We start from the raw sequence: 26,373 nt of genomic DNA, 5'->3' as shown, positions 1-26,373 counted from the left end.
CTACTATGTATCACAATGAATAATCACGTTCTACTTTAGCAATACGCGTTGTAAAGGCGTTGTACCATTTGTCTCTGCCGAGCTGTTGGGCGTTTAAGTGCTCAATGTTTTGTTTCCAGGCTTTTATCGCATCTAAGCTTTGCCAATACGATACCGTAATACCCAAACCATCACGAACAGACTCCATGCCTAAATACCCTGGTTGTTGCTCTGCAAGCTCAACCATTCTATTGGCCACTTCTTCATACCCATCGGTATCCTCAGATAAGACATTCGTAAAAATTACGGCGTAATAAGGCGGTTTAGGTGTATTCGCTATCATGGCTATTACTTCGCTCTACTTGGTTCAAAACCATCATAGCATGGTATTTCTGTGTCAAACGTATCCCAGTTTGCTTTAGAACTTACAAAGTTATGGCTGATCGGACGCTCGTTTATATCGCTATCTAACAAACCTAAGCGAATACGTAAACGGCTTGGGTCATCTTTATTCTCACTATAAACTGGTGATCCACAGCAGCTACAGAAATAACGAATTCTACCGGGTTTAAATTCAAAGGCACTCAGATGCTGCTTGCCCTCTGTAAGGTTAAAACCATCTCGTTGAATAAATCCATTGGTTGCGTAGGCTGTGCCTGAATTTTTACGACATAAAGAGCAATGACAATGAATAATTGAGTCTATACCACCAGCAATTGTTACTTTTACTTTGCTGCACAAACAACTTCCTTGATACATAGTCCCTCTCAGATTAAAGATTAATAGCCGCGATGCTTCCAAAAATCAGTGGCTGTACCTTCGGCTTCCTTTAATAAGTTAAAGGATTTATCGGCAATTATATGACCATTTAATTCAATAGTCATGCGCCAAATGCCAACTTTATTATCAACAGGTGCCCATATAGTATCACCTAAATAAAACTGCCAATCGTTTGTTTTAACGTACTGTTCGCCCTCAAATGGTGGCATGATCTCGCCATCTTCATCTGGGATATCTGGATGGTAAACGCAAAACTTTATTTTTTGTCCTTTGGCCTTTTTAATGTTAACAATAAAACCAAATTCAATATCTAACTGTGCCGGAACGTCTGTTGTAAACTCGGTGATTTGAGGCAGGTCTTTCTCTTTTGCATCCCAATGGCTGTAAATGCCGTAACTTTCAATACTGATAATTGGTTTGGCTTTTGCCATCGTTGCAAGCGCTCCTTTTTAAAATGAGACGCCATTTTATAGTAGCAACACTAGCAGAACAAGATTGTAATATTATAGTAATTAGTTAATGTACTTTATCCAGTGAGCTTCATGATTTTGAAAGCCGCATTTTTTTAACAGCTTAATACTTGCACTATTATTTGGATTAACTAAAGCCACCACACTGTTAAGCGGAGTCGCTACAAAGGTAGTCAGTTTTTCAAATAGCATTTCTAATACCTTTTGCATTATCCCCTTGCCAAAGAATTGCGATGACAATTCAAATCCCAACATACCTTGCCCGTTAATTATGTTAAATAGGCCAACACTGCCAATAACTTGCCCACTACTTCTTAAAACAATAACTAAACGAATGCCTTGTTGATTATAAAAACGTTCTATGTCGCCTTGAATAAAGTCATATACGTCACCTTTCGTTATTTCAGCGCTGTAATCATTAAACGATTGAACATGGGGATCTTTTAAAATACCCCAAATCGCTTGACAATCTTTATGACGAATGGGACGTAAGTCAAAGGCTAAGTCATCGTGGTTTGACACGTTAATTTCTTCTTTTTACTTTATGAGCTGGCATTATTGTCTTACTATAAATGCAATTTCAAGCAATTAGATTAAGTTCGATGAGTGAAGAATTTAAAGTAATTCAACCTACCACCACAGTCTACTGTAAAGAACGCGGCGAAGGCTGGACTTTAACAGGGATCACTAGTATTGATGAACACACTTCAGTGATGTTCGATGGTGTAAGATATACCTTACCGGCCCGTGAAATTGTTGAGGTTTTATTACCACAACAACTCGAGCGCGAGAAAAACCAACAATAAAAAAAGCCAGCATCAAGCTGGCTTTTTCGTCTTTACAATTAACGTAATGCGTTAATACGCTCATCAAGTGGTGGGTGCGATGAGAATAACTCGGCAACACCTTTACCGCTTGCAATACCAAACGCCATCATTGAACCTTCTAGTTGTGATGGGTGGTTTTGTTTTAAGCGCTCAAGGGCACTACGCATTTTGTCTGCACCTACAAGTCTTGCTGCACCGGCATCCGCAGAGAACTCGCGTTTACGGCTATAGTAAGCAACAATCACACTTGCTAGAACACCAAATAGCATTTGGAAAATCATATCGAACAAGAAGTAAGTCCAGCTACTACCGCCCTCTTCTTCATCACTATTTAAGAAGTTATCAACAATACCTGCTAATACTTTCGCCATAAAGATAACAAAGGTATTCACTACACCTTGAATAAGAGTAAGCGTTACCATGTCGCCATTTGCAATGTGTGATACCTCATGAGCCAATACAGCCTCAGCTTGATCTTGGTTCATGTTGTGTAATAAACCGGTGCTCACAGCCACCAGTGAGTTGTTCTTGCTTGGGCCAGTCGCAAATGCGTTCATTTCAGGGCTATCGTAAATAGCCACTTCTGGCATCGCGATACCTGCTTTTTTTGCTTGCGCCGCTACCGTCGAAACTAACCATTGTTCTGTTTCAGAACGTGGCTGTTCAATAACATGTGCACCGGTTGATTTTTTTGCCATCCATTTCGACATAAATAACGAAATAAACGAGCCACCAAAACCAAATACGGTTGAAATAACTAAAATGCCGCCTAGACTGCGATGGCTAATACCCAGTACGCTCATCACAATAGACAACACAATACCTAACACTAGCATTACCGCTAAGTTAGTCAGTAGAAACAAAAATACACGCTTCATAAAAACCTCAGAATAAACATACCAATTGTATTAACTAACGACATGGTTAAAAATCGTTAGTTAATAAAATTATCTGGGCTTACTTCCAACTTAGTTTAAGACATATGCAATTGGTCGCAAGGAACTAATTGCAACCAATTGTGACAGAGTATGTCAAAAGCAACAACTCAATTATTATGGGTTGATAGATAAAATTTCAAGTAAGGTTTTGTAAATTTTTAACTTAGGAGTGCCTTCTGTATAAGGACTAATCGCTAAAAGCGGGAAAGGTAATGTTGATTTTAAGGTTTCTAAATTTGCGTCTTGCTCACGCATATTAGGATCTACATGATTTGCAATCCAACCCACACAATTGACACCAAGTGCTTTAAAGTGACTAGCAGTTAATAAAGCATGATTAAGGCAGCCTAGCTTCAAGCCAACCACTAAAATAACATGAAGGTCTTGTGATTTAACCCAATCGCAGAGCAAATCAGTTTCGTTGATAGGCAAACACCAGCCACCAGCACCTTCTGTAAGAATATAATCAGTATTGAGTGCTTTTACATTCGCATAAGCAGCATCGAGCTTGTCAAATGTGAGTCTATCGCCTACTTGAGCAGCGGCAATATGCGGTGCAATGGGTGGCTCATAAGTAAAGGGGTTAACAATGTTATATTTAACCCCAATCGTTGAGCTTTCCATTAAAGTTAAAGCATCATCGTTAACTAGCTGACCAAATGCTTCTTCTGCACCTGCAGCAATAGGTTTAAAACCAACGGCACGCTGTTTATGTTGCGCCAGCAAGTTTAACAACAAACTGGTTACATGGGTTTTTCCAGCATCGGTGTCTGTACCAGTGATAAAAAATTCTTTCATTATTTAATTAATTCTATTTTTCTAGTTCTAAAAGGACAACTTGATAGCTCACTCTAGCATGCCCATCAACCAGAGGGTATGCCTTACAAACACTATTGAGGGCATGCCTCGTTAATAACCCTTGGCGTTTTTGCTTAGTTTGTAGTGATGTAGCGCCAATAGCTTTAATCGAACGCAGGGCTTCTAAGGGTGAATTATAGGTATCTATGTAACATCTATCGGCAGCAAAATTCAGTTTAAACCCCGCAGATTTTGCATACTCAATAACCTTATTAGCACAATGGAATTGATTAATATGACTTTGCTGATCTATGCAACTAAATGCTTGTTTAATTTCTTTAAGCGATCCATCTACAACGCAACTTAAATAGACTTTTCCGCCTATTTTTAAAGAACAAAAAAGGTTTTTAAGCACTTCTTTAAAATCAGCAGACCATTGCATTGCAAAATTACTAAATACACAATCAAGTGTATTTTGTTGTAAAGGTAAGTTATCCATATCAGCACACACTTTTAAACAACGCGGGCTTTGCTCTGTGCTTAGCATGGAATGACTTAAGTCCATTGCCAATACAGTATCAAAATGTGTTTTAAGCATTGCCGTGTTAACTAAAGGCCCTGCCCCTAAGTCAAGGCAAGTACCCTGCTGATGCTTATTTGCCATCATTTTAAATAAGTGTGTAGCAGCTTGTTTTTGAACATTGGCATGACTTGCATAATTTGCAGCGGCTCTAGAAAACTTAGTTTGTGTTGTTAGCTTATTACTTTGACAATTTGTAGCGGCTTGCAGTTGAACAATCATAAACACTCCACTAGCGAATCAACCAGCTGTTTTATATCGTCAGGTTGATGCGCGCTACTTAAGGTGATCCTAAGTCGTGCCGTATTATAAGGTACCGTGGGTGGTCGAATAGCAGTTAACCATACACCTTTTTCTTTGAGCTTATTCGCAACGGCAAGTGTATGTTCTGCATCACCTAGAACCAAAGGTTGTATAGCCGTTGTTGATTCCATTAATGCTAAGTTATGCTCTTTAGCAAGCACTCTAAAGTAGGCAATATTCTCTATAAGCTGAGAGCGTTTCTCATCAGCCTTAATTAACTTTTCAAGTCGCTCAAGGGTACAACTTGCCATCAATGGTGACATCGCTGTTGAATAGATGTATTCACGATTATACTGCAGCATGTAATCAACCATTTGTTTTGACGCAAGCAGGCAAGCACCACTACTTGCAAGTGCCTTTCCAAAGGTGATAATTAATAAATCTGGCTTGATTACCTCACAACTTCCTAAGCCTTGCTCACCCAATACGCCAAAGCCATGGGCGTCGTCAATCATGAGCCACGCATCGTATTGTTTAGCAAGTTTAAACAGTTCTTCAATGGGGGCTTTATCACCATCCATTGAAAACACCCCTTCACTCACAATGAGTTTATGCTTTGCTTTTGACTTTTGTAGCCGAGATTCTAAATGCTTTAGGTCGTTATGATTAAAACGCACCATAGCAGCGGCAGAATGAAGGCCGCCATCAATTAAGCTGGCATGATTGAGCTTATCTTGAAAAATTGCCGATGATTGCGCCACGCTTTTATCTTGAAACAATGCTTTTAATACGCTGCTATTTGCACTAAATCCGCTAGTAAATAACATCGCGCTTTCAAAGCCTAATAGCTTGCATAAACGCTGTTCAAGCTGTTGCTGCGCTTTATTATAGCCATTCACTAGAGCAGAACTGTGGCTACCTAGTTGCTGCGCTTGTATTTCGATAAAATCATCAGCAAAGCCAAGGTAGTCATTACTGGCAAAATTTAAATATTGTTTACCAGCAACTTTTATAAAACGCCCGCTTGATTGCTCAACAAGTTGACGCTGTCTCAGTAATGCATCTGCTTGACGCTCTTCAAGATGCTCGGCAATAAAATCGAAAGCCATTTAAATGTTACGCTTCGTAAAATAGTTCTGATGTTGCTTTATCGGCAACTTTTGAAGAAAGCGATGCTGCAACCGCTTCATCAGAATAATCTTCACGGGTTTCTGGGTTCATACCTAATTTTTTAATCAGCATCATATCAGCGTCTGCTTCAGGGTTTTCTGTAGTCAGTAACTTATCACCGTAGAAAATTGAATTAGCACCAGCAAAGAAACACATAGATTGCATTTGTTCATTCATCGCAGTACGGCCAGCTGATAAACGAACATAACTTTTAGGCATCATAATACGTGCAACTGCGATAGTACGAATGAACTCAAAATGATCTAAGTCTTCTACATCTTCAAGAGGTGTGCCTTTCACCTTAACTAACATGTTAATTGGCACACTCTCTGGCTGTTGCGGCAAGTTTGCTAATTGCATTAATAAACCAAAACGATCAGCAGCCTGCTCTCCCATACCGACTATACCACCTGAACACACTTTCATTCCGGCATCACGTACATTATCAATGGTATTTAAACGGTCTTGATAAGTACGTGTTGTAATGATCTGTTGATAATACTCTGGTGATGTATCAAGGTTATGGTTGTAGTAATCAAGACCGGCGTCTTTTAATGCATGAGCTTTTTCGTTATCTAGCATGCCAAGTGTCATACAAGTCTCAAGCCCAAGTTCTTTAACTTCTTTTACCATTTTAGAAATATATGGCATATCTCGCTCTTTAGGGTCAGACCAAGCAGCCCCCATACAAAAACGTGTTGCCCCTTTTTCTTTAGCAACACGCGCTTGTTCAACCACTTTTTCTACTTCCATAAGGCGCTCACGGTCTAGGTCTGTTTTATAATGACCTGACTGAGGACAATATTTGCAATCTTCTGGGCAAGCACCGGTTTTAATCGATAACAAAGTAGAAATTTGTACTTCATTTGGGTTGAAGTTTTCACGGTGAACACTGGCCGCTTTAAATAACAAATCATTGAATGGCATTTCGAATAATGCTTTTACTTCTTGGTGAGTCCAATCGTGACGGACAACTGCGTGCTCCATAATAGTCTCTTTTTTAAATTATTAGGACGGTTTGATTGGCTTAGTCTACGACTTGACGTAACATTGTCAACGAATTGAAGTGATACAAAGTTTACATATGATTAATAAACAACCAATAGATTTAGATTTTGATCGTGACCATATTTGGCACCCTTATACTTCTATGACTCAACCCCTTCCCGTGTATCCAGTAAGTCATGCAAATGCAAATCGTATTTTCTTAGAAACAGGTGAAAGCCTAATAGATGGTATGGCCTCTTGGTGGAGTGCAATTCATGGTTACTGCCACCCTGTTTTAAATGAGGCAATCACCAAGCAAGTTAGCAAAATGAGCCATGTTATGTTTGGTGGCTTAACTCATGAGCCCGCTGTTGAGCTGTGTAAAAAGTTGGTAAGTATGACACCTGCTTCACTTGATAAAGTATTCTTAGCCGATAGTGGCTCTGTGAGTGTTGAAGTCGCCATAAAAATGGCTTTGCAATACTGGTTAAGCCAAGGATACACCAGCAAGCAAAAGTTAATGACGCCGCTAAAGGGTTATCATGGCGACACCTTCGCAGCCATGAGCGTTTGCGATCCAATAAATTCAATGCACAGCATGTATTCAGGGTTTTTACCTGAACATGTTTTTGTGCCGGCTCCTATTTCTAAATTTAATGAAGAGTTTTGCCCTGCTGAAGCTGATACGCTTGAAAGCTATTTTGCAACTCATCATCAAGATGTGGCTGCTTTTATCATTGAACCCATTGTTCAAAATGCCGGAGGCATGAATTTTTATCATCCTGATTACTTAAAACACCTGCGCATTCTTTGCGATAAGTATGATGTTTTACTTATTTGTGATGAAATCGCCACAGGGTTTGGCCGCACCGGTACCCTGTTTGCTGTTGAACATGCCAATATCGAGCCAGATATTTTATGTATTGGCAAAGCATTAACAGGTGGCATGATGACGCTATCAGCAACATTAACCACCAGCAAAGTCGCTGTTGGCATTAGTGAAGGTGAAGCCGGCGTATTAATGCATGGCCCAACGTTTATGGGTAACCCGCTTGCCTGTGCAACAGCCTGCGCGAGTATTGATTTACTACTAGAGCAACCTTGGCAAGAACAAATTGAACACATAAATGACGTGCTAACATCCCAACTTACTAAATGTAAGCAACTCGATGCAGTCGTTGATGTGCGCACATTAGGCGCTATTGGTGTTGTAGAGCTTAATCAAAATGTTGATGTAGCTAAAATTCAACGCTTTTTTATAGAGCAAGGTGTTTGGATCCGCCCATTTGGCAAGTTAATTTATTTAATGCCGCCATATATAAGCAATGAACAAAGCCTAACGAAATTATGTGATGCTATTTTTGCAGCCATTAAACAACAGGCGTATTAGGGCATGTTGACCCTTTGTGATTAATTTTGCAGCAGTGTGTTTGGTATTTAGGCAAGGCAGAGCCAATGTAGTGTGGTTGTTCCACATAAATAGTTGTTCCACATAAATAGGCGATAACGCAGCATCAATGCCAAACACGCGCTGCCCTTAGGGTTCTTTCTAGGGGCGATTAACTCTTTGTTGCTCGATTTTTACTTAGCCCACTAGGTTACAAATCTCGCGCCCTGATTAAATCGCCCCTAGAGTGAACGAATTTTAATCCACAACGCTCAACACGCCCTAGTAAACTAGGCATTAAAAAAGGAAGCTGATGCTTCCTTTATGCTTCAAACTTTACCATTCAAACATATATGCCATTTTACTGATCATTCGAAGCGGTACTTTATGTTCACAGCGCTTGGCGTAAAGATGCTGCAATGATTTATCTTTAATTTCACCAACGATGACTTCTTTTACTTGATAACCCAATGCAGTGGCAGCTTGTGCGTAAGCGATAAATTCCCACTTTTTGATATTGGTGTTATCAACAATCACTAGCGGAATTTCTTCTGCTAAAGCATTAATAAAGCGCGCAAGGTTTAGATTATGATATTCAGGTAGCTTGTACTTATCAAATTGATATACACCTTCGCTATTGTAAAAATAATCATCTGTTGCGCACACTACATAGTCACTTTCATTACCTGCTACCAACTCATCAGCAAGGCTTTGTGCATAATATGATTTACCTGAACCTGGTAAGCCGCGAAGAATAAAAACTTGTTTCATAGCACCTGTTATACAAATTAATTAAAGACTAAAGGACAGTTATCCTGTTGAGAATTGTTAATAATGCCACAAAATAACCAATTAGCGCAGCGAGAATTTAAATAAACGCAAATTTTACGCAAAATATTGCTGCTATTTTATCCAATTGAAGAAAAACTACTAAAGAGTACGCCTGAATAGTTTTTTTATTTGATTTACGAAGGTAAGATAGTCGATTCAAGTGCAATGCACAGCATTATAATATTAGGCAACTTATATCATTGGAGTGAAGATGAGCCATTTAGCGATTTCAGAGCTATTAAAAGGCAAGGTTGCGGTAGACAGCCAAGTAACAGTAAAAGGCTGGATCCGTACACGCCGCGATTCAAAAGCAGGAATTTCATTTTTAGCCGTTCATGACGGTTCGTGTTTTGATCCTATTCAAGCGGTAGTACCTAATTCACTCAATAATTATGATGAAGTCACACGTTTAACTGCTGGTTGTTCAGTCTCTGTAACCGGTATCCTTGTTCCTTCAGCAGGCCAAGGTCAGTCTTTCGAGATTCAGGCTAACTCTGTTGAAGTATTAGGTTGGGTTGAGAACCCAGATACTTACCCTATGTCAGCTAAACGTCACAGCATTGAGTATTTACGTGAACATGCGCACCTTCGCCCTCGTACTAACATTATGGGCGCAGTAACTCGTGTACGTAACTGTTTAGCACAAGCGATTCACCGTTTTTATCACGAACAAGGTTTCTACTGGATCAGCACGCCTATTATCACTGCAAGTGACTGTGAAGGTGCAGGTGAAATGTTCCGTGTATCTACTTTAGATATGCAAAACTTGCCACGCACAGATAAAGGTGACATCGATTACAGCGAAGATTTCTTCGGTAAAGAAGCGTTCTTAACTGTATCTGGTCAGTTAAATGGTGAGACATACGCATCTGCAATGTCAAAAATCTATACCTTTGGCCCTACTTTCCGTGCTGAGAACTCAAACACATCGCGTCACTTAGCAGAGTTTTGGATGGTTGAACCTGAAGTTGCGTTCGCAGATTTAGAAGATATCGCAAAACTTGCTGAAGACATGCTGAAATATGTTTTCAATGCAGTATTAACTGAACGTCGTGATGACATGGAATTCTTTGCACAACGTGTAGAGAAAACAGCTATCTCTCGTTTAGAAGAGTTCGTTACAAAAGATTTCGCTCAAGTCGATTACACTGATGCTATCGAAATCTTAAAAGCATGCGGCAAGAAGTTCGAGTTCGCTGTTGAATGGGGTGTAGATTTACAATCTGAGCACGAGCGTTACCTTGCTGAAGAACACTTTAACGCACCAGTAGTTATCAAAAATTACCCGCGTGATATAAAAGCGTTCTACATGCGTCAAAACGAAGACGGCAAAACAGTGGCAGCGATGGATGTCGTTGCGCCGGGTATCGGTGAAATCATCGGCGGCTCTCAACGCGAGGAGCGCCTAGATGTACTAGACAAACGTTTAGAAGAAATGGGCTTAGATAAAGAAGACTACAGCTGGTACCGTGATCTGCGTAAATACGGTACTGTTCCACACTCTGGTTTTGGTTTAGGTTTTGAGCGCTTAGTTGCTTATGTAACAGGTATGGGCAACGTTCGTGACGTTATCGCCTTCCCTCGTACAAAAGGCAGCGCGACTTACTAATAAGTAACGCTAGATTATTTAAAAGCCGCTTTCGAGCGGCTTTTTTGTGTGTAAATCATTAAATATTTTAAAAAATTACAGTCTAAAGAATTAGCAAAGCCAGACATATTGCCTATATTGATAAGAAGCTAACTATTAAGGAGTTTGTGTCTACTATGCTATTTCGCTCTATGAAAGCCCTTTTGCTATCTACAACCCTTATCTCTGCACATAGTGCGTATGCAATTGAAGAAAATATTAATTCGAAACCAATTTTTATTGCAGGCTCAACCACAGTGGCAGAATTATTAGTCGATATAAAAGATGACTTAAGCCAAGAGTTTGGCAATAGCATACAAATTAGACCGATGGGCAGTGATAAAGGCATTAAAGCCATTGCCGAAAATGTTATCGATATCGGCACCAGCTCCCGTTATTTATCAAAAGAAGAGCAACAACGCTGGCCTTTTTTGCGGCAAATAATCATAGCCCAAGATGCAATCGCATTTTTTGTAAATAAAAACTTAAACATCACTGAACTTACCACTAAAAAGCTAAGCGATATCTACCAAGGTAAACTAAAGGCGTGGTCTGAGGTTTCACCTTATACACCTGAGCTTAGTGCAAAAAATGATGAGATCCTGCTTTTTAGTAAAGGCACTAACCATGGCAGCTTTGATGTATTTTTAGAATATCTAAATTTAGATTATATCCAAGAACCTGGCAGTAACTTTATACGCCTAAAAATAGCGGGTAACAGAGGTTTATTTTCAGATAAGAAAGTTGAGCTTTACGATCAGTTCAATCAAGCACTGGGGATAGTGCAACGTATACCAAATGCCATTGCCTATGATTCATATGGTGCTATCAGTAAATTAGAAAATGACAGACGCATTAATAAGGTTGCTTTACTACAGATTGATGGTGTTAGCCCTTCAGTCGAATCAATTCAAAATGGCGATTATGCCTTTGTTAGGCCTCTTGTGCTTATTGTTAATACACAATCACCACGCTCAAAAAAGATTGGTAATAGGCTCGATGTAATTGTTAAATCACACAAGATACAACAGAGGCTGCTTGAATTTGGTTACCTTCCGGTAAAACAGTAACCTGAAAATTAAAACGAAAAAAAGCTGCGCACCGAAAAGGTGAACAGCTTTTAACAACCAGAATCGTTATGGGTTACAGAGCGCTTTCTAGCTCTGGTAACACATCAAATAAATCCGCAACTAAACCGTAGTCAGCGACTTGGAAAATTGGTGCGTCAGGGTCTTTATTGATGGCAACAATCACTTTAGAATCTTTCATACCCGCTAGGTGTTGAATTGCACCACTGATACCCACAGCAATATATAGATCTGGGGCAACAATTTTACCTGTTTGACCCACTTGCATATCATTTGGTACAAAGCCCGCATCTACAGCGGCGCGTGAAGCACCAATGGCTGCGCCTAGTTTATCGGCAATACCATTTAACAACGCAAAGTTTTCACCATTTTGCATACCACGACCACCTGAAATAACCACAGGTGCAGCAGTCAGCTCTGGACGTTCTGATTCAGTTTGTTCTTCTGATACAAACTCGCTCAGACCAACTGAACCTTTACCTGTAACACTAGTTGCAGCGACGGGTGCTTGCTCTGGTGCAACATCAAAGCTACTTGCACGAACGGTAATAACCTTTTTGCTATCAAGTGATTTTACTGTCGCAATTGCATTACCAGCATAGATAGGACGCTTGAAGGTATCAGCATCAATCACATCAATGATTTCAGAGATTTGAGCGACATCAAGAAGTGCTGCAACACGCGGCATAAAGTTCTTACCCGTAGTTGTTGCGCTCGCGACAATGTGTGAATAGTTATCTGCTAAAGATAAAACCAGATCCGCGACGTTTTCAGCTAGTTGGTGTGCATAAGCTGCATCATCTGCAATTAAAACGTTGCTTACACCTGCAATTGACGCTGCTTGCTCACTCATTGCAGATAAGTTTTCACCTGCAAGTAATAAATCTACATCAAAGCCTAGTTTAACAGCAGCTGTAACCGTTTTATTGGTTTCAGGCTTTAGAACACCTTTGTCGTGTTCGGCTATCACTAATGTTTTCATTTAGATCACCTTCGCTTCTGTTTTTAACTTTTCTACTAATGTCGCTACATCTTCTACAACAATACCGCCGCTGCGCTTTTCTGGCTCGTTAACTTCAACCAATTGCACGCGAGGAGTAAGGTCTACACCGAGACTATCAGCGGCAATAACATCAAGCGGTTTACGCTTAGCCTTCATAATGTTTGGTAATGAAGCATAGCGTGGCTCATTTAAACGTAAGTCTGTGGTAACGATAGCTGGGAGTTTCAGCGCAACAGTTTGTAAACCGCCGTCTACTTCACGTGTTACATTAACCGTACCTGCTTGTACGTCCACTTTAGACGCAAAGGTACCCTGGCCACGACCAGTTAATGCAGCAAGCATTTGCCCAGTTTGATTGTTGTCAGAATCAATCGATTGCTTACCTAAAATAACTAGCTCAGGTGATTCTTGCTCTACAATCTTGCTAAGTAATTTAGCAACATGCAAAGACTCAAGCTTTTCTTCTGTTTCAATATGAATTGCTTTATCAGCACCAAGTGCTAACGCTGTACGTAATTGCTCTTGAGATGATTTATTACCAATAGTCACAGCAACAACCTCAGTGGCAGTTCCTGCTTCTTTTAAACGAATAGCTTCTTCAATTGCGATTTCACAAAACGGGTTCATCGCCATTTTCACATTAGCTAAATCAACATCCGTTTTATCGGCTTTAACGCGTGCTTTGACGTTGTAGTCAATTACTCTTTTAATTGGAACGAGGACTTTCATCGTGACTCCATCAATTGTGTGTTCTCAAAGTTAACCTTCGCGTCAACTTATTTATTTTATGAATTCAGACTACTTCCTGTTGACGTAAACGTCAACCTAAAATAACCTTAAAGTATTCACAGCCTGTAACGTTTCATTTGCAAGTATGAAATAAGGTTCTTTACAGCAGGTCCGTCACCGAGAAGAGGTTAATATGGTCGAACGCGAAACCATGGAATTTGATGTAGTCATCGTAGGCGCAGGCCCAGCAGGTTTATCAACTGCAATTAGATTGGCTCAACAAGCACAAGAAAAACAACAAGAATTAATGATCTGTGTGGTAGAAAAAGGCTCTGAGGTGGGCGCACACATTTTATCGGGTGCCGTTTTTGAGACTAAAGCACTCGATGAATTACTACCTGATTGGCAGTCATTAGGCGCTCCCGTTACTACTAAAGTAACTCAAGATGACATTTACTGGTTCAATAACAGTGAGAAAGCCACTAGCATCCCCCACTTTGCTAGTCCTAAAACTTTTCATAACGACGGTAATTACATAGTTTCTATGGGTAATGTGTGTCGCTTTTTAGCCGAGCAAGCTGAAAATTTAGGTGTAGAAATTTTCCCAGGGTTTAGCGCGCACTCTCTAATCATTGAAGAAGATACAGTTAAAGGCATTATTACCGGCGATATGGGTCTTGATAAAGACGGCAACGAAAAAGATGGTTATATGCCTGGTATGGAGCTTAGAGCTAAATACACCGTATTTGCTGAAGGCTGCCGCGGTCATTTAGGTAAAGAGCTAATCAAACACTTTGCCCTTGATAAAGATGCGTCACCACAGCATTACGGTTTAGGCTTCAAAGAAATTTGGCAAATCGATCCAAGTAAACACAAAGAAGGCACCGTAGTACATGGTACAGGTTGGCCGTTAACAGGTGATACCAGCGGTGGTGCGTTTATGTACCACAGCGACAACAACCAAGTTGTTGTTGGTTTAATTGTTGATCTGAACTATTCGAACCCGCATTTGAGTCCGTTTGATGAATTCCAACGTATGAAACATCACCCTATTTTTAAAGATGTTTTAGAAGGGGGCGAACGTATAGCTTATGGTGCTAGGGCTATTGCAAAAGGTGGGCTGCGCTCATTACCAAAAATGCACTTTCCGGGTGGTTTACTCGTGGGCTGTGATGCTGGCACATTAAATTTTGCCAAAATTAAAGGTAATCATACGGCAATGAAGTCTGGCATGGTCGCAGCTGATGTCATTTTAGAAGCCCTAGGTGATGGTAAAGAAAATGCTAATTTAGCTGAATATAAAACAGCCTTTGAACAAAGCTGGGCTTATAAAGAGCTATATCAATCGCGGAACTTTGGCCCTGTTATGCATAAACTAGGTAAGTTCTTAGGCGGTGCTTACAATACGCTTGATCAAAACCTATTCGGTGGCAGCTTACCGTTTAATTTTGAAGATAACATGCCAGACCATGCCACCTTAGTCACTGCTGATCAGGCTGAAAAAATCGACTACCCGAAAGCAGATGGCAAACTTAGCTTCGATAAACTTTCATCTGTGTTTTTATCAAATACCAATCATGAAGAATCGCAGCCATGTCATTTAAAGCTAAAAGATAACTCGATTCCCATCAAAGTGAATTTGGTACAATTTGATGAGCCTGCACAACGCTACTGCCCTGCTGGTGTTTACGAAGTTCAGGAAGTCGAAGGTGAGAAAGAGTTTGTTATCAATTCGCAAAACTGTGTTCACTGTAAAACCTGTGACATAAAAGACCCTAGTCAAAACATTACTTGGGTAACCCCTGAGGGAGCTGGTGGACCAAACTACCCTAACATGTAGTAACGCACGTTACTCATTTAATTAAAATTTATCCTAAATTGCAGGGGCTTCGGCCCCTTTTTTAGGCTATGCTGAAAATGTCGTGATTTATTATAAAAGTGAGTAAAGTATGCCGTCTTCAAGTGTAACCTTTCGTTTTTTAGCTGAACCTACCGATGTAAATTTTGGCGGTAAGGTTCATGGTGGTGTGGTAATGAAGTGGATTGACCAAGCTGGTTATGCCTGTGCTGCTGGTTGGAGTGGACATTACTGCGTTACAGTCTCTGTCGCAGGCGTGAAGTTTCAGCGCCCTATTTTGGTTGGCCAAATAGTCGAAGTGAAAGCAAGTATCGCCCACACTGGTAAAACCAGCATGCAAATCTTTATTCAAGTACGCTGTGGCGATCCAAAAACACAAAACCTGGTTGAAACCAATCATTGCGTTATTAGTTTTATTGCCATGGATGAAGCGGGTTACCCAATTGAAGTGCCTTCATATACAGCAGTAACAGATGAAGAGAAGAAAATCGAAAACTATGCGATTAAAATGAAAGAGATCGCGATTGAAACAGAAACCCTTTTGCAAAAAGCGTAAAAATACAAAACAACGCGAATTTAAAATCTGCACTTAGTAACTTCTACAGAGCACCCTGAAATTGTTACGACTGCCAAACTGAATGCCTGATTACAGTTTCAACAACCTGTTCAAAAAAACGCTTAATAAAGCCTAAAAACAATACTTTAGGCTTTATTTTTGCGTTGGCATTGTCATTGCAACACTCCTTGTGAATGACGCGAAACATTCGTTTATTTATTTTATAAAGGAGCTATTAAATGATTAAAGCAATTTCAATTTCTGCACTTTCTTTAGCACTACTGGGTTTTAACAATGCAGCACATGCAGATATTACCGAAATGGATTCTCCGCGTATTTATACCGGTATCGGCTATGGCCAATATTCTTTCGAGTTTGAAGATAGTGAAAATGACACTGACTTCGATGACGACTCGCAAATGCTAAAAGGTTATATTGGTACTCAGTTTAATAAGTATCTTAGCCTTGAACTTGCATACCAAAATTTTGATGAAGTAAGTGATATTGATTCTAAAGCTGAAATTGACGGTGTTTCTCTTGCGGCACGCTTAGCAGCACCAATTACTGATAACTTTTCTGTTTATGCTAAAGGTGGTTGGCTAGAGTGGGACGCTGAAATTGAGCAAGATCTAGGCGAGCTTGGCAGCATTAGTGCTGACACAGATGGCGGCGATGTATTTTATGGTGCAGGTATTGAGTATGCTTTTACAACAAACGTGCAAGTACGTTTAGAATATGAGCGCTATAAGTTAGAAGATGATATTGACCCAGATATGGATGTAGCGTCTGTATCATTCCAATACATGTTTTAATTTAGACTATACAGTCTAAATATTTAAAAGGCAGTCTCGACTGCCTTTTTTTGTGTTTGCATGTAAAATGTCGGCAGATTTTCATAACGACAATGCACAATGAGCGAATACCAATTAACCGCCGTCGGCCACATTCAATCTCCATACAAACAAAAGTTTGCTATACCTCGCCAACCTCGCTTAGTTCCTGAAGCTAAAGCAAAGCTAGTATTTAGTAGCGATTTTAATCGTGAAGAGTTTGTACGTGGTCTCGATGAATTCAGCCATATTTGGTTATTATTCAGATTTCATGAAACCGCTGATAAAGGCTACTCAGCAATGGTTAGACCCCCTCGCCTTGGCGGTAACGAACGAAAAGGCGTATTTGCAACACGTGCCACCTTCCGCCCAAATGCAATTGGTATGAGTGCTGTAAAACTTGAAGGTATCGAGTATAAAAATGGTCAGTTAAGCTTATTACTATCAGGTATTGATTTACTCGATGGCACACCAATTTTGGACATTAAGCCTTACCTGCCGTATTCAGATGCAATGACCGACGCCACCGCTGGTTTTGCCGATACCCGACCAGAAACAGATATGAGTGTCGAGTTTAGTGATGAAGCTCTTGCGTTTATCGAAAAACAAACCGAACAACCTGAATTAAAAGCCTTTATAGGCAATGTATTAAAGCAAGATCCTCGCCCTGCATACAAAAAGCAACGTGACTCAGAGCAAAGCTACGGTATGACCTTATATGATTTTAATATTAGGTGGCATGTTCAGGATAATCATAATACAGTGACCAGCATTGAAAAATGCTAGTTTTTTAACACTTTTTTTAACACATAGCGCTTCAGTGTCAGTGCTTCCACTGGTAAACTTAGCAGCTTGTTATTACTCAAACGTCTTGAGTAAACGATAATAATTTTAACACTACTTGGAATAGAGATGCGTACCAGTCAATATATACTCGCAACACTTAAAGAAACTCCGTCTGATGCAGAAATTGTTTCTCATCAATTAATGCTACGAGCAGGCATGATCCGCCGCGTTGCGTCGGGTTTGTATACATGGTTGCCCTCTGGACTACGCGTACTTAAAAAAGTAGAAAACATTGTACGTGAAGAAATGGATAAAGCCGGCGCTATCGAAATGTTAATGCCTATTATCCAACCTGCTGATCTTTGGGAAGAGTCTGGCCGTTGGGAACAGTTTGGACCTGAATTGCTACGCATTACTGATCGCCACAATCGTCCATTTGCGCTAGGTCCAACTCATGAAGAAGTGATCACAGATTTTGTTCGTAAAGAAGTCAGCTCTTATAAGCAATTACCGCTTACTCTTTACCAAGTACAAACAAAAGTACGTGACGAAGTTCGCCCTCGTTTTGGTGTAATGCGTGCTCGTGAATTTACAATGAAAGATGCTTACTCTTTCCACTTAAGTGATGAGTGTTTAGAGAAAACCTACCAAGTAATGCACAAAGCATACTGTAACATTTTTGAGCGTCTTGGTCTTGATTATCGCCCTGTTATTGCAGATACAGGTTCTATTGGTGGTAGCGTATCACACGAGTTCCATGTCCTTGCAGAGTCAGGCGAAGATGCAATCGCATTTAGTGATGCAAGTGATTACGCTGCAAATATCGAAAAAGCAGAAGCATTAGCACCGACTGAAGAGCGCCCAGCTGCAAGTAAAGAGTTAAAAGCGTTCCCAACGCCTGATGCAAAATCAATTGCTGAGCTTAAAGAGCACTATGGTGTTAAACCTCATCGAGGCGTTAAAACATTAATCGTGTATGGCGCACCAGATGAAAACGAACAACGTGGTTTAGTTGCCCTTGTATTACGTGGCGACCATGAATTAAACGAGTTAAAAGCTGAGAAACATCCGCTTGTAGACTCACCGCTTGAAATGGCAAAAGAAGAAGACATCGTTGCAGCGATTGGTGCAAAACCTGGCTCTTTAGGCCCTGTCGGTCTATCAATGCCAATTATTGTTGATCGCACAGCTAACGTAATGGCTGACTTTGTAGCTGGTGCTAATAAAGATGGTGAACATTTCAGTGGTATCAATTGGGATCGCGATGTAGAAAACTACGAAGTGGCTGATATCCGTAATATCGTTGAAGGCGACCCAAGCCCATGTGGTCAAGGTTCACTGCAAATCAAACGTGGTATTGAAGTAGGTCATATTTTCCAACTTGGTACTAAGTACTCAGAAGCAATGAAAGCAGGCGTTTTGAGTGAAACAGGTAAAAACCAAGTAATGACAATGGGTTGTTACGGTATTGGTGTATCACGTATCGTGGCTGCCGCTATTGAGCAAAACAACGACCAATACGGTATTAAATGGCCGCAACCTATCGCGCCATTTGATTTAGCTATCGTACCTATGAACATGCATAAGTCTCATCGTATTCCTGATATTGCAGATAACCTTTACAAAGGTTTGAAAGATGCCGGTTTAGATGTGTTATTTGATGACCGTAAAGAGCGCCCTGGTGTAATGTTCAACGACATGGAGTTACTAGGTGTGCCTTTCACATTAGTTATTGGTGAGCGTAACCTTGATGAAAACAAGGTTGAGCTTAAAAACCGCCATACTGGCGAAAAGCTAATGCTTGATTTAGATAGTGCCGCTTCCGAAATTGCAGCACTTGTTAAAGGCTAATTAAGTCAGCTCTACAAAATATAAAAAACCGCTTCGGCGGTTTTTTTGTTTTATTTTACCAATTCGCTTAATTAAGTATTATTGCGGGTTGGTATTAATTGTCATAGATATTTCGCTAAAGCGTCTTTTAACTGTCATTGATTCTACCTAGCATTTACTTTATTACACCATGAGTAAATGCCATGAATAACACCACTTGCAGTAGTAAAACCCACTATCCTGCCGTTTGGATTTCCGACGTTCACTTAGGTTATAAAGACTGCCAAGCGCAGTATTTACTAGACTTTTTAAATGCGATTGAATGCGATGTGTTGTATTTGGTCGGTGATATTGTCGATTTATGGTCAATGAAACGACAGTTTTTTTGGCATTCTAGTCATTATGATGTGTTAGCGCTTATTCAACAAAAAGCGAAAGATGGAACACGAGTGATCTATATACCGGGTAACCACGACGAAACATTTCGCCATTATGCTAATGATTCATTATTCGGTATAGAAGTACATAAACAATATATTCATACCACTAAAGCCAACAAACGGTTTTTACTTTTACATGGCGACGATTTTGACTCAGCAACTCGCTACAACAAATTAATAAGCATTGCAGGCGATGCAGGATACGACTTTTTACTATTTTTAAATCGCTGGACTAATCGCATTCGCCGTTTATTTGGCGGTAATTATTGGTCATTAGCCTCTTGGATCAAAGCACGAGTGCATAAAGCACGTGAAGCAATTGATGCATTTGAAAAAGCGGCCATCCACGAAGCAAAAAAACAAGTCGTCGATGGCATCATTTGCGGGCACATTCATCACCCAGCCGTTAAAGTGGTTGATGGAATTTTGTATTGCAATGATGGCGACTGGATTGAAAACTGCACTGCATTAGTAGAAAACAGCTCTGGGCGTATTGAATTACTGCACTGGAGTGAAACACAAAAAGTGATTCACTCTGCTGATATTAGTAAACTAACACCAAAAGCTGCGTTTAATAAAAACCAAGATGCAGCTTAAGACTTCAGCCACATTGATAGCTTTTTGCGCAATGTGGCTTGTTTAATTGGCTTGGTGATATAGTCATTCATGCCAACACTCAGGCATTTTTCTCTATCACCCGCCATTGCACTTGCTGTCATGGCAATGATCACGACATCTTGGTATTTATCACCTGTTTTGCCCTGTCTGATAGCTTTAGTACAGTCATAACCATTTAAGTTTGGCATTTGGCAATCCATTAAGATCAGGTCAAATTGAGTTTCGCTGTTATTCAATACCTCAATTGCTTCAAGACCATCGCTGGCTGATTCAATATGAACATGGCTATCTCTTAAAATGGCTTTGCTCACTTCTATATTAATCATGTTATCGTCGACGATAAGCACTGAACGAGATGTTAAATCAAGCTCAATAATTTCTTTAGTATCTGTATTTTTACGCTCAATAACAGAATCATTGTCATTAAATAAAACCGCGAGTTTATAGGCTAATTCATCAGGAGTGACAGGTTTTGCAATAACAGTACAATTGCTCGGTAATGTTTCTTTTTGTTTAAGTGATGTCATAACACCTAAAATTAATACACAGGTGTCGGGATAGCGATTTGCAAAACTCAACACATTGTTTAGTTCTGGATGTTTATGATCAATGATAAGTAAATCTAACTCATTAAAATCAGTTTCAGAAACATCAGTTAAATGCGTTATTTTATGACTCTGGCCTAGTGTCGCTAGTTGCAGCTCAACATTGTTAGCCAGTAATTCATAATGAATTGCACAGCCTACTTGTTTATCATTCAGTACATTGCTTTGATGCGGCACTTTTGATGACTCACTTATCGATACACAAATACTTGCCCAAAAGCGGCTGCCCTTTCCTTTTTCACTTTCAACGATAATATCACCACCCATCAACTGAGCGAGTTTTCGGCTTATTGAAAGCCCTAAACCACTCCCACCATAATGCCGTGTTGTACTTGAGTCCTCTTGGGTAAACACTTCAAACAATTTACTTTGGTTTGCTTTCGAAATACCAATACCTGTATCTTCAACAACGAAGCTTAGGCAAAGCGTATTGTCTGAATGCAGCTGTTCCTTAACCGTTAAGCTTACATGACCTTTATGTGTAAACTTAAATGCGTTACTGAGTAAATTATTGAGAATTTGTTTTAAGCGGTGGCTATCACCCATTACAGTACGCTTAGTAATAGCATGAGCATCGAACAGTATTTCAATGCCTTTTTTCTGACCTTGAACGGCCATCGATGTTATTAAATCACTGCACACTGAAACAACATCAAACTCATGACTATCTAAATCAAGTTTACCAGCTTCAATTTTAGAAAAATCGAGAATGTCATTGATCAGTGTCATCAATGAGTTGGCACTGGTATTTGCATAATGTAAGTATTGCATTTGCTGAGTAGATAAAGGCTCTTCTTCGAGCATTTCCAGCATACCAAGTACCCCATTCATCGGGGTGCGGATTTCATGTGAGATATTAGCTACAAATTCACTTTTAGCTTTACTTGCTGCAAGAGCTTCTTCGGTGGCTTTTTCAAGCTCTGCTGTGCGACTTTTCACTTTTTCTTCTAATGTAGTATTAAGCTTTTCAAGTTGATGTTGAGCACACTTAAGTGAATCAATATTACGAAGTATGGCCGCTATTTGATATTGTTGTTTTGCAGCATCATAGACAGGTGTCATTGTGATCGAAAAATAATGTGTGTTTTGTTCATTAATGTGCACAGCTTCAAACGTAGATCGTTGCCCTTTTTTTATCGCTTCGCCAACCCCTTGAAAATCTTCTTCATTATAATCAAACAATGTATCAAAGTGGGTTGAATGCTCGGTGATACCAAAATACGTTTTTGCTGTTTCATTGGCATTGCAAATAACTCCATTTGGCTGAACCATAATGATAGCATCTGTCGAGTTTTCTATGATTTTACTATTCTTTTCTTTTAGAAAACTCAGCTCAATTTTTCTATTAATATCGCGTTGATAGATAGTAAATAGTATTAATACAGAAATAATCATTAAACATAAAGTGCTTATAAACCTCATACGTTTTTGATTGATTTCTTGCAGGAGTATCTCGGTTTTTATAGAAACAGCCAGAGTCAATGGCTGCATGTGAATGTCATTTTCAAACTCAATAGTTTTCTGAGCATATAATTTTTCAGGAAGATTCATTACATCAAAAAAATCATTGGCATTCATTTGTTGATCGATACTGAATTCTTCAGACCAATAATGAGGGTCGTCCAACTCAAAACTAAAGCGATACGACTCCTTTGGGTGATAAATAAATTGCTGCTGAGCATTTAAAAGATACACAGATAGCTTTTTAGCAGTATTACTTGTTAACTTATTGATAAGGTCTTCGGCATTATAGTTTAGGATCAAAACAGCAAACGGCTTACCTTCAGTGTCTTTTACAAGTTTAGCAATCCTATATGTGCTAACGTAAGGCTGTTGTAATCGTCCATTTTCACGGTTGTAGTTAATTGGTGATATATAAACTTGACCATCTTCTAGCTCTGCAGCAACTCGCATATAATCACGATGGCCTTTATGCTGTAAGTTTTCTTCACTAATTCTAATAACCTGATCGTTGACATTATCAACACGAACAACTTCTTTGCCATTGTCTGCAATATAAATATATCGCGCCTGCGCTAATTCTTTATCTGTAGTCATAAAACCACTAAAGATTTTTGCGAGGCGGTATTTCCAAGCAGAAATAGGCGTGCCTAAAACCGGATCTACCTGTTTATCATTAGTGGAACGCATTATAGCGAGTACTGGTGGGGTGGAATCTAAGAAATTAAGGGCTGAAACATTCTCTCTTAGACTTGTTTTAAACACACTTTGTTTTCTATCTAGTTCTCGCTGCATCTGTTCAAGTGCGCGGCTAAATACCTCTTCTCGAAGATCATATTCATATTTTACTGTAACAATACTGCCCAATATCAAGAGTATACAAATTGCTAGTATTGGTAGTTTATTACGTTGGAAGAAATGCGCTGAATGTCCAGAATCCATTGAATCGAAAGCCTTCATTGCTACTCTGCTTTAGAGTATAGGAGAGAATGATAACTAAAGTGGAGTATACAGAAAAAATTTTAGTTAATAAGGATTAGTAAGGAGTTAGCCTGTTCTATATACAAATAAAGCACCAAATTGGTGCTTTATTATTAGGTAAAATCAATAAATTCTTATCTAAATAAGACATCTTCTTTATTAAACCATTTAACACAAAATGCTAATAGTGCCCCTGCCACAATGACTGTTGCTAGGAAAATTAAACCCACTAGTGTGTAATCGACTGTGCCTTTAATGATTTCTTTGATTGCCAAAGCTACATTTGTTACAGGAATAAAGGCTGATTTGCTCGTAAGCTCAACATTCGGCATCAACGCAATCATAATTGGAAAAATTACACCCATGCTTAGCGGAGCCATATAGTTCTGTGCTTCTTTAAAAGTTCGCGCATAAATTGAAATAGCCAATGCTAATGATGAGAAGATTGCAGCAATAGGCAATAACAACACAAAAATCAGCCCTAAATCTAACACAGTTAAAGAGCTAAATGCGTTTTTAACAACCGCTAAATCTACAAAAGCAATGGCCACCGATATCCACACACCCATACTAAGAACTGTAATAGTGGTTGTCGCAATTGAAGAAGCCAGCAAGGTTACAAACTTACCTAACACTAGCTGTGTGCGCGTGATTGGTGTAAGTAGAAGGGTTTCGAGTGTACCGCGCTCTTTTTCACCAGCCCCTAAATCAATAGCAGGGTACGTTGCGCCCATCAATACGAGAGGAATAAGTAGATAAGGAATAAACCCGCCAATTTTTTCACCCAGATTTTCACGTTTATCTGCAGTATCGACCTTAACAACTTTAATTGGCTCGATAATCGCGGCTTGTTGCTGCTCTGATACGCCAAAGCTTAACAGTTTAGTAGTACGCAGTTTATCACCATACTCTTTTGCAAGTTCTTTAACGCGGTCAAATAAGAAGTTAATCGCCTTAGCGTCGTTATACACAACTTGCCACTCACTTTGTTTAGCGTTATCGAGTGTTTGCTCAGCGTCTGAAGGTAAATAGATACCCATATCGATGGTACCCGCTTTAACCGCTTTAGTGAGATCTTCTACCGTATTAAAGGTTTCGTCGCCTTTATATAATGCAAAGCTCTTATGATAAAACACCTTATCTGTAAATTCTTGCGCGTAATTACCATTAATAATGGCGTAAGTATGCACTTCTTGCTCAGCTTCGAGTGCTGCTTGTGAACTAATAAATGCCATCACAGCAAATAAAAGAGGGAAAATAGCAACTGGCAGTGCGACAACGAATATCAATGTTTTACGGTCACGTAACAGCTCTTTTAATTCCTTTTTAAATACTTCAAACATCACGACTCTCCGTTAAAATATTCATAAACGCTTGATTTAATTCCTCACTTTGACCAGTTTGTTTAAACTGTTCTAATGTGCCATCAAAGCAACTAATACCTTGATTTATAACTGCAACGCGATCACAAAGTAATGCAACTTCATCTAGATGGTGAGTTGAAAAAATGACTGGAGTACCTTGCTCTTTAAGGCCACGAATAAAGCTAATTACAGTTTGCGTGGTCATAATGTCTAAACCTGTCGTTGGTTCATCGAGAATTACCACGTCAGGATGATGAACAACAGCGCGAGCAATATTGGCTTTTTGCTTCATACCTGTGGAAAGGTTTTCGGCACGCTTATCAATGAAGTTGTGCATATCAAGTAAGCTGAATAGTTCATCACAACGTGCCGCTACCGCCTTTTTACTCATGCCATGTAAACGGGCAAAATATTCTACGTTTTCTTTAACCGTTAAACGCCCATATAAGCCAGTGCTACCAGATAGAAAACCAATTGATTTGCGGCCAACTAATGGCTTTTTAACAATATCGTGACCAGAGATGGTGATACTGCCTTCATCTGGTTTTAATGCTGTTGAAATCATTCTAAGGGTCGTTGTTTTACCTGCACCATTTGGGCCGAGTAAGCCGAGCACTTCACCTTTATTACATTTAAAGCTGACGTCTCTTACAGAATGGAAAAACTCTTTATCTTCGCGGGGGTCTACATTGTCCGTTTTATTTTTTTTATGATCTTTTGTTAGCTTAAATTTCTTTTTAAGCCCTGCAACTTCAATCATGTGCGTTTCCTTCGTTTAGGTCTAAAGTAATCAGTGTTACTGTAAAATTCTGGATTTTCATTTTCAGTCCACCACCCTGGTACACCTAACAAGGGTAATGGAGATAAATTCTTATTATCACGTAAACAATCATCTACTTTAATCATCTCATAAAGACGTTGATCTAGATACGCATATTGCTCGCTTAAATCTTTACAAAATATGTCATTGGGTACAATTACAAATAATGCTTTCCCTGTTAAACCTATATAAGGCTGAGTGAGCATCTCGTAGTTAGCATGGCCGAACATGAACGGGCGAATATTTTTACCCCACTGCTCACGTTGTGTAACAAATGCTTGATGCCATTGATGATCGCGTAATTGTTGTTGCCAACTTTGTTCGGTAATTGCCAGTACTACACCACATTCGTCGAATAAGGTGAGAGCATTACGGTGTTTACTGCGCTCTTTTAGACCATGCAGTTTAATTTCTTCGATATGTTGATGATTTATCAGTGCTTTTGTTTTTGGAAATAAACACCAAATAAATCCACCAAAAAGGTCGTGCCAATTTTGTTGTCTTGTTGGTACTTGCCCTGTTTCATAAATAATTTGCTCATAATAACGAGTTTCGTCGGCAAATTTTTCATCCTCTACAAAGCTTATTACTGTGCCTTGTGTTGTTTTGGCATTTAAATATTGATTAAACCAGTCACAAGACGGCCAATTCGATAATTTGTCAATATTAAACAGCGTTGCTAGGTCACTAAATGCACCGGTTGTAAGGTATTGTGTTGACCATTGCTCTGGTGCGCTAAATCGTTTCATTGCTTATTTTTTAACTTCTTGATGTATTGTGGGTAGTT

Annotated in this window: 26 protein-coding genes; 10 read left to right on the top strand and 16 right to left on the bottom strand. The window is 39.5% G+C overall.

Annotated elements, in window-relative coordinates; translation table 11 throughout:
- Nucleotides 1-10: 10 nt before the first annotated feature.
- The 4 genes from J3455_RS11490 to J3455_RS11475 form a co-directional block, all read right to left on the bottom strand.
- Nucleotides 11-322: an antibiotic biosynthesis monooxygenase family protein gene (locus tag J3455_RS11490; RefSeq protein WP_349561757.1), complete on the bottom strand. Its 312-nt coding sequence runs from the start codon at nucleotides 320-322 to the stop codon at nucleotides 11-13.
- A 5-nt stretch (nucleotides 323-327) separates the two neighbouring features.
- The gene (locus J3455_RS11485) at nucleotides 328-738 is read right to left on the bottom strand and encodes a GFA family protein (protein ID WP_256854417.1); all 411 of its coding nucleotides are present in this window, start codon (nucleotides 736-738) and stop codon (nucleotides 328-330) included.
- Between the two features lie 20 nt (nucleotides 739-758).
- Complete coding sequence (locus J3455_RS11480; protein ID WP_130051526.1) at nucleotides 759-1,190, bottom strand: DUF3859 domain-containing protein; 432 nt, start codon at nucleotides 1,188-1,190, stop codon at nucleotides 759-761.
- A gap of 81 nt (nucleotides 1,191-1,271) precedes the next feature.
- On the bottom strand, nucleotides 1,272-1,751 hold the full coding sequence (locus J3455_RS11475; protein WP_349561755.1) for a GNAT family N-acetyltransferase: 480 nt from the start codon (nucleotides 1,749-1,751) through the stop codon (nucleotides 1,272-1,274).
- Nucleotides 1,752-1,831: 80 nt separating this feature from the next.
- Between J3455_RS11475 and J3455_RS11470 the strand changes: the two genes are divergently transcribed.
- Nucleotides 1,832-2,035 (top strand): hypothetical protein, encoded by a 204-nt coding sequence (locus J3455_RS11470; RefSeq protein WP_054561447.1) that lies wholly within the window; start codon nucleotides 1,832-1,834, stop codon nucleotides 2,033-2,035.
- A 38-nt stretch (nucleotides 2,036-2,073) separates the two neighbouring features.
- Here the strand turns inward: J3455_RS11470 and htpX are convergent, their stop codons facing one another.
- From htpX to bioB, 5 genes are all read right to left on the bottom strand, one after another.
- On the bottom strand, nucleotides 2,074-2,934 hold the full coding sequence (gene htpX / locus J3455_RS11465; protein WP_167657693.1) for a protease HtpX: 861 nt from the start codon (nucleotides 2,932-2,934) through the stop codon (nucleotides 2,074-2,076).
- A 174-nt stretch (nucleotides 2,935-3,108) separates the two neighbouring features.
- Nucleotides 3,109-3,792 carry a dethiobiotin synthase gene (bioD, locus tag J3455_RS11460; protein ID WP_349561753.1) on the bottom strand — a complete coding sequence of 228 codons (684 nt, stop codon included), beginning with the start codon at nucleotides 3,790-3,792 and terminating at the stop codon, nucleotides 3,109-3,111.
- A 13-nt stretch (nucleotides 3,793-3,805) separates the two neighbouring features.
- The gene (locus tag J3455_RS11455) at nucleotides 3,806-4,594 is read right to left on the bottom strand and encodes a methyltransferase domain-containing protein (RefSeq protein ID WP_349561752.1); all 789 of its coding nucleotides are present in this window, start codon (nucleotides 4,592-4,594) and stop codon (nucleotides 3,806-3,808) included.
- Nucleotides 4,591-5,724, bottom strand: a complete 1,134-nt coding sequence (locus tag J3455_RS11450; RefSeq protein ID WP_349561751.1) for an aminotransferase class I/II-fold pyridoxal phosphate-dependent enzyme — start codon at nucleotides 5,722-5,724, stop codon at nucleotides 4,591-4,593. Before J3455_RS11450 ends, J3455_RS11455 begins: the two co-directional genes overlap by 4 nt.
- Before the next feature lie 7 nt (nucleotides 5,725-5,731).
- A complete protein-coding gene (gene bioB, locus J3455_RS11445; RefSeq protein WP_054553903.1) occupies nucleotides 5,732-6,772 on the bottom strand; it encodes a biotin synthase BioB in 1,041 nt (346 codons plus the stop codon).
- Between the two features lie 97 nt (nucleotides 6,773-6,869).
- Here bioB and bioA point away from each other — a divergent pair, with 97 nt between their 5' ends.
- A complete protein-coding gene (gene bioA, locus J3455_RS11440; RefSeq protein WP_349561750.1) occupies nucleotides 6,870-8,162 on the top strand; it encodes an adenosylmethionine--8-amino-7-oxononanoate transaminase in 1,293 nt (430 codons plus the stop codon).
- A 333-nt stretch (nucleotides 8,163-8,495) separates the two neighbouring features.
- Here bioA and J3455_RS11435 read toward each other — a convergent pair whose 3' ends face one another.
- Nucleotides 8,496-8,930 (bottom strand): AAA family ATPase, encoded by a 435-nt coding sequence (locus J3455_RS11435; RefSeq protein ID WP_130051532.1) that lies wholly within the window; start codon nucleotides 8,928-8,930, stop codon nucleotides 8,496-8,498.
- Between the two features lie 271 nt (nucleotides 8,931-9,201).
- On the opposite strand from J3455_RS11435, the gene asnS reads away from it, so the two are divergent.
- Nucleotides 9,202-10,599, top strand: a complete 1,398-nt coding sequence (asnS, locus tag J3455_RS11430; RefSeq protein WP_130051533.1) for an asparagine--tRNA ligase — start codon at nucleotides 9,202-9,204, stop codon at nucleotides 10,597-10,599.
- A 155-nt stretch (nucleotides 10,600-10,754) separates the two neighbouring features.
- On the top strand, nucleotides 10,755-11,687 hold the full coding sequence (locus tag J3455_RS11425) for a substrate-binding domain-containing protein (RefSeq protein WP_239977799.1): 933 nt from the start codon (nucleotides 10,755-10,757) through the stop codon (nucleotides 11,685-11,687).
- Nucleotides 11,688-11,760: 73 nt separating this feature from the next.
- Here the strand turns inward: J3455_RS11425 and J3455_RS11420 are convergent, their stop codons facing one another.
- Nucleotides 11,761-12,687: an FAD-binding protein gene (locus J3455_RS11420; RefSeq protein ID WP_130051535.1), complete on the bottom strand. Its 927-nt coding sequence runs from the start codon at nucleotides 12,685-12,687 to the stop codon at nucleotides 11,761-11,763.
- A complete protein-coding gene (locus J3455_RS11415; RefSeq protein ID WP_130051536.1) occupies nucleotides 12,688-13,437 on the bottom strand; it encodes an electron transfer flavoprotein subunit beta/FixA family protein in 750 nt (249 codons plus the stop codon).
- A gap of 193 nt (nucleotides 13,438-13,630) precedes the next feature.
- Between J3455_RS11415 and J3455_RS11410 the strand changes: the two genes are divergently transcribed.
- The 6 genes from J3455_RS11410 to J3455_RS11385 all read left to right on the top strand — a co-directional run bounded on the left by J3455_RS11410 (nucleotide 13,631) and on the right by J3455_RS11385 (nucleotide 20,334).
- Nucleotides 13,631-15,277 carry an electron transfer flavoprotein-ubiquinone oxidoreductase gene (locus J3455_RS11410; RefSeq protein ID WP_178926941.1) on the top strand — a complete coding sequence of 549 codons (1,647 nt, stop codon included), beginning with the start codon at nucleotides 13,631-13,633 and terminating at the stop codon, nucleotides 15,275-15,277.
- 109 nt (nucleotides 15,278-15,386) lie between these two features.
- The gene (locus tag J3455_RS11405) at nucleotides 15,387-15,851 is read left to right on the top strand and encodes an acyl-CoA thioesterase (protein WP_054561436.1); all 465 of its coding nucleotides are present in this window, start codon (nucleotides 15,387-15,389) and stop codon (nucleotides 15,849-15,851) included.
- A gap of 239 nt (nucleotides 15,852-16,090) precedes the next feature.
- Nucleotides 16,091-16,663, top strand: coding sequence for an outer membrane beta-barrel protein (locus J3455_RS11400; protein ID WP_130051538.1), 573 nt, complete (start codon nucleotides 16,091-16,093; stop codon nucleotides 16,661-16,663).
- A gap of 99 nt (nucleotides 16,664-16,762) precedes the next feature.
- Complete coding sequence (tsaA, locus tag J3455_RS11395; RefSeq protein ID WP_286258297.1) at nucleotides 16,763-17,467, top strand: tRNA (N6-threonylcarbamoyladenosine(37)-N6)-methyltransferase TrmO; 705 nt, start codon at nucleotides 16,763-16,765, stop codon at nucleotides 17,465-17,467.
- Nucleotides 17,468-17,593: 126 nt separating this feature from the next.
- Complete coding sequence (locus J3455_RS11390) at nucleotides 17,594-19,318, top strand: proline--tRNA ligase (protein WP_130051540.1); 1,725 nt, start codon at nucleotides 17,594-17,596, stop codon at nucleotides 19,316-19,318.
- A 182-nt stretch (nucleotides 19,319-19,500) separates the two neighbouring features.
- The gene (locus J3455_RS11385) at nucleotides 19,501-20,334 is read left to right on the top strand and encodes a UDP-2,3-diacylglucosamine diphosphatase (protein WP_286258295.1); all 834 of its coding nucleotides are present in this window, start codon (nucleotides 19,501-19,503) and stop codon (nucleotides 20,332-20,334) included.
- Here J3455_RS11385 and J3455_RS11380 read toward each other — a convergent pair.
- The 4 genes from J3455_RS11380 to J3455_RS11365 form a co-directional block, all read right to left on the bottom strand.
- Entirely contained in the window at nucleotides 20,331-23,381 is a 3,051-nt protein-coding gene (locus tag J3455_RS11380; RefSeq protein WP_349561747.1) for an ATP-binding protein, read from the bottom strand. The two genes, J3455_RS11385 and J3455_RS11380, sit on opposite strands and share 4 nt — an antisense overlap.
- A 155-nt stretch (nucleotides 23,382-23,536) precedes the next feature.
- The gene (locus J3455_RS11375; protein WP_349561746.1) at nucleotides 23,537-24,745 is read right to left on the bottom strand and encodes an ABC transporter permease subunit; all 1,209 of its coding nucleotides are present in this window, start codon (nucleotides 24,743-24,745) and stop codon (nucleotides 23,537-23,539) included.
- A complete protein-coding gene (locus tag J3455_RS11370; protein WP_130051543.1) occupies nucleotides 24,738-25,526 on the bottom strand; it encodes an ABC transporter ATP-binding protein in 789 nt (262 codons plus the stop codon). Before J3455_RS11370 ends, J3455_RS11375 begins: the two co-directional genes overlap by 8 nt.
- Entirely contained in the window at nucleotides 25,523-26,335 is an 813-nt protein-coding gene (locus tag J3455_RS11365) for a DUF3025 domain-containing protein (protein WP_130051544.1), read from the bottom strand. Before J3455_RS11365 ends, J3455_RS11370 begins: the two co-directional genes overlap by 4 nt.
- Nucleotides 26,336-26,373: the final 38 nt, after the last annotated feature.

The organism is Pseudoalteromonas sp. NFXS39 (genome assembly GCF_040148775.1).
GTDB classification, from domain to species: Bacteria; Pseudomonadota; Gammaproteobacteria; order Enterobacterales; family Alteromonadaceae; genus Pseudoalteromonas; species Pseudoalteromonas apostichopi.
Note: the sequence above shows the minus strand (reverse complement) of the source record. Positions and strands in the feature narration are given on the sequence as shown.

Bases quoted from the DNA above. Each gene is read 5' to 3' on its own strand.
- J3455_RS11490 (WP_349561757.1), bottom strand. From the start codon at position 322: ATGATAGCGAATACACCTAAACCGCCTTATTACGCCGTAATTTTTACG.
- J3455_RS11485 (WP_256854417.1), bottom strand. From the start codon at position 738: ATGTATCAAGGAAGTTGTTTGTGCAGCAAAGTAAAAGTAACAATTGCT.
- J3455_RS11480 (WP_130051526.1), bottom strand. From the start codon at position 1,190: ATGGCAAAAGCCAAACCAATTATCAGTATTGAAAGTTACGGCATTTAC.
- J3455_RS11470 (WP_054561447.1), top strand. From the start codon at position 1,832: ATGAGTGAAGAATTTAAAGTAATTCAACCTACCACCACAGTCTACTGT.
- htpX (WP_167657693.1), bottom strand. From the start codon at position 2,934: ATGAAGCGTGTATTTTTGTTTCTACTGACTAACTTAGCGGTAATGCTA.
- bioD (WP_349561753.1), bottom strand. From the start codon at position 3,792: ATGAAAGAATTTTTTATCACTGGTACAGACACCGATGCTGGAAAAACC.
- J3455_RS11455 (WP_349561752.1), bottom strand. From the start codon at position 4,594: ATGATTGTTCAACTGCAAGCCGCTACAAATTGTCAAAGTAATAAGCTA.
- J3455_RS11450 (WP_349561751.1), bottom strand. From the start codon at position 5,724: ATGGCTTTCGATTTTATTGCCGAGCATCTTGAAGAGCGTCAAGCAGAT.
- bioB (WP_054553903.1), bottom strand. From the start codon at position 6,772: ATGGAGCACGCAGTTGTCCGTCACGATTGGACTCACCAAGAAGTAAAA.
- bioA (WP_349561750.1), top strand. From the start codon at position 6,870: ATGATTAATAAACAACCAATAGATTTAGATTTTGATCGTGACCATATT.
- J3455_RS11435 (WP_130051532.1), bottom strand. From the start codon at position 8,930: ATGAAACAAGTTTTTATTCTTCGCGGCTTACCAGGTTCAGGTAAATCA.
- asnS (WP_130051533.1), top strand. From the start codon at position 9,202: ATGAGCCATTTAGCGATTTCAGAGCTATTAAAAGGCAAGGTTGCGGTA.
- J3455_RS11425 (WP_239977799.1), top strand. From the start codon at position 10,755: ATGCTATTTCGCTCTATGAAAGCCCTTTTGCTATCTACAACCCTTATC.
- J3455_RS11420 (WP_130051535.1), bottom strand. From the start codon at position 12,687: ATGAAAACATTAGTGATAGCCGAACACGACAAAGGTGTTCTAAAGCCT.
- J3455_RS11415 (WP_130051536.1), bottom strand. From the start codon at position 13,437: ATGAAAGTCCTCGTTCCAATTAAAAGAGTAATTGACTACAACGTCAAA.
- J3455_RS11410 (WP_178926941.1), top strand. From the start codon at position 13,631: ATGGTCGAACGCGAAACCATGGAATTTGATGTAGTCATCGTAGGCGCA.
- J3455_RS11405 (WP_054561436.1), top strand. From the start codon at position 15,387: ATGCCGTCTTCAAGTGTAACCTTTCGTTTTTTAGCTGAACCTACCGAT.
- J3455_RS11400 (WP_130051538.1), top strand. From the start codon at position 16,091: ATGATTAAAGCAATTTCAATTTCTGCACTTTCTTTAGCACTACTGGGT.
- tsaA (WP_286258297.1), top strand. From the start codon at position 16,763: ATGAGCGAATACCAATTAACCGCCGTCGGCCACATTCAATCTCCATAC.
- J3455_RS11390 (WP_130051540.1), top strand. From the start codon at position 17,594: ATGCGTACCAGTCAATATATACTCGCAACACTTAAAGAAACTCCGTCT.
- J3455_RS11385 (WP_286258295.1), top strand. From the start codon at position 19,501: ATGAATAACACCACTTGCAGTAGTAAAACCCACTATCCTGCCGTTTGG.
- J3455_RS11380 (WP_349561747.1), bottom strand. From the start codon at position 23,381: ATGAAGGCTTTCGATTCAATGGATTCTGGACATTCAGCGCATTTCTTC.
- J3455_RS11375 (WP_349561746.1), bottom strand. From the start codon at position 24,745: ATGTTTGAAGTATTTAAAAAGGAATTAAAAGAGCTGTTACGTGACCGT.
- J3455_RS11370 (WP_130051543.1), bottom strand. From the start codon at position 25,526: ATGATTGAAGTTGCAGGGCTTAAAAAGAAATTTAAGCTAACAAAAGAT.
- J3455_RS11365 (WP_130051544.1), bottom strand. From the start codon at position 26,335: ATGAAACGATTTAGCGCACCAGAGCAATGGTCAACACAATACCTTACA.